1 protein-coding gene is annotated in these 1,430 nt (G+C 46.2%); it reads left to right on the top strand.

Features of this window, described 5'->3' with window-relative positions:
• The first annotated feature begins 55 nt into the window (after positions 1-55).
• Positions 56-1,282, top strand: coding sequence for an IS256 family transposase (locus WBG78_RS30705; protein ID WP_337330371.1), 1,227 nt, complete (start codon positions 56-58; stop codon positions 1,280-1,282).
• Positions 1,283-1,430 lie beyond the last annotated feature (148 nt).

Raw genomic sequence — 1,430 nt, 5'->3', positions numbered from 1 at the left:
GAGACTGTCAAGTGAACTGTGTCAAGGTTTGAAAATTCACCAACTTGACACAAATATGGAAGAGAAAAAGGAAGAACAGTTTAATCTGGAGGAGATTAAGAAGAAGGCTCTTGAGCAGTTTCGTGCTGGCAAATCGCTATACGGAAAAGACGGCGCCTTTGCGCCATTGTTGAAAAGTTTTTTAGAGGCTGCTCTTGACGGAGAGTTGGATGCTCATCTGGATGACGAAGAAAGAGCTGGGGGTAATCGCAGGAACGGAAAGACTCGGAAGACGGTGCAGACCAATAGCGGCCCCGTTGAGATTGAAACCAGCCGTGATCGCAGCGGCACCTTTGAACCCGAATTGATAAGGAAGCGCGAGACCGTTCTGGCCGACACGCTGGAAAGTAAGATACTTGGAATGTATGGGCTTGGGATGAGCTTTCGCGATATCAGTTCGCATCTAAAGGAAGTATACGATGCAGATATATCACATGAGACTTTAAGCACTATTACAGATCGAATTATTCCGGCAATAAGGGAATGGCAGGCAAGGCCTCTGGAGTCGCTATATTGCATTGTATGGCTCGACGCGATGCATTACAAGGTGAAGGATCAGGGCAAAATGGTATCGCGTGCAGTGTATCATATTCTGGGTATCGATACGGAGGGACGTAAAGAGCTTTTGGGCATGTATGTGTCAGAAAGCGAGGGAGCTAACTTCTGGCTTGGAGTATTATCTGACCTGCGTAACCGCGGCCTGGAAGATATCCTCATTGCCTGCATCGATAACTTGAAAGGTTTTGCCGAAGCGATTCAGACTACCTTTCCTAAAACGGAAGTGCAAAGCTGCATCGTACATCAGATCCGGAATAGCCTGAAGTACGTAGCCACGAAAGATCAAAGGCCCTTTCTGGCAGATCTTAAGGAGGTATATCAGGCAACTACAAAGGAATTTGCTGAGCAACAGCTAAATACTCTCGAAGAGAAGTGGGGTAAAAAGTACGCCATCGTTATCAACTCATGGCGCAACAACTGGCCAAAGCTCAGCGCATACTTCAAGTACGAGACCCCTATCCGAAAACTAATTTACACGACCAATACGATTGAAGGATTCCATCGTCAGCTTCGTAAGGTGACCAAGACTAAAGGCGCATTTCCTTCGGATATGGCGCTGCTAAAGCTGATCTATCTGGCCTACACACACATCAGAAAAAAATGGACCAGCCCACTGCAAAATTGGAGTATCACCGTATCCCAGTTGTCGATTTGGTTCGAGGGCCGACTTAAGCTCTCCATATGAAAACGGAGCGAGACGCATTTAAAGGATGTTGAAATATGGATAACTCCAAAAAGGATTGTGCACCTTTATCCCAACAGTACCCGTTGGAGTTACCCACATTCCAACATCGGTTCAATAGTAATACTGACACAGTTTATTTTACAGACCC

Source organism: Chryseolinea sp. T2 (genome assembly GCF_037203685.1).
Lineage (GTDB): Bacteria > Bacteroidota > Bacteroidia > Cytophagales > Cyclobacteriaceae > Chryseolinea.
The sequence above is the reverse complement of the archived record's forward strand: the minus strand, read 5'-3'. Positions and strand labels throughout refer to the sequence as shown.

What these genes read in the sequence shown, in the direction of transcription:
- WBG78_RS30705 (WP_337330371.1), top strand. Translation starts at nt 56, where the DNA reads ATGGAAGAGAAAAAGGAAGAACAGTTTAATCTGGAGGAGATTAAGAAG.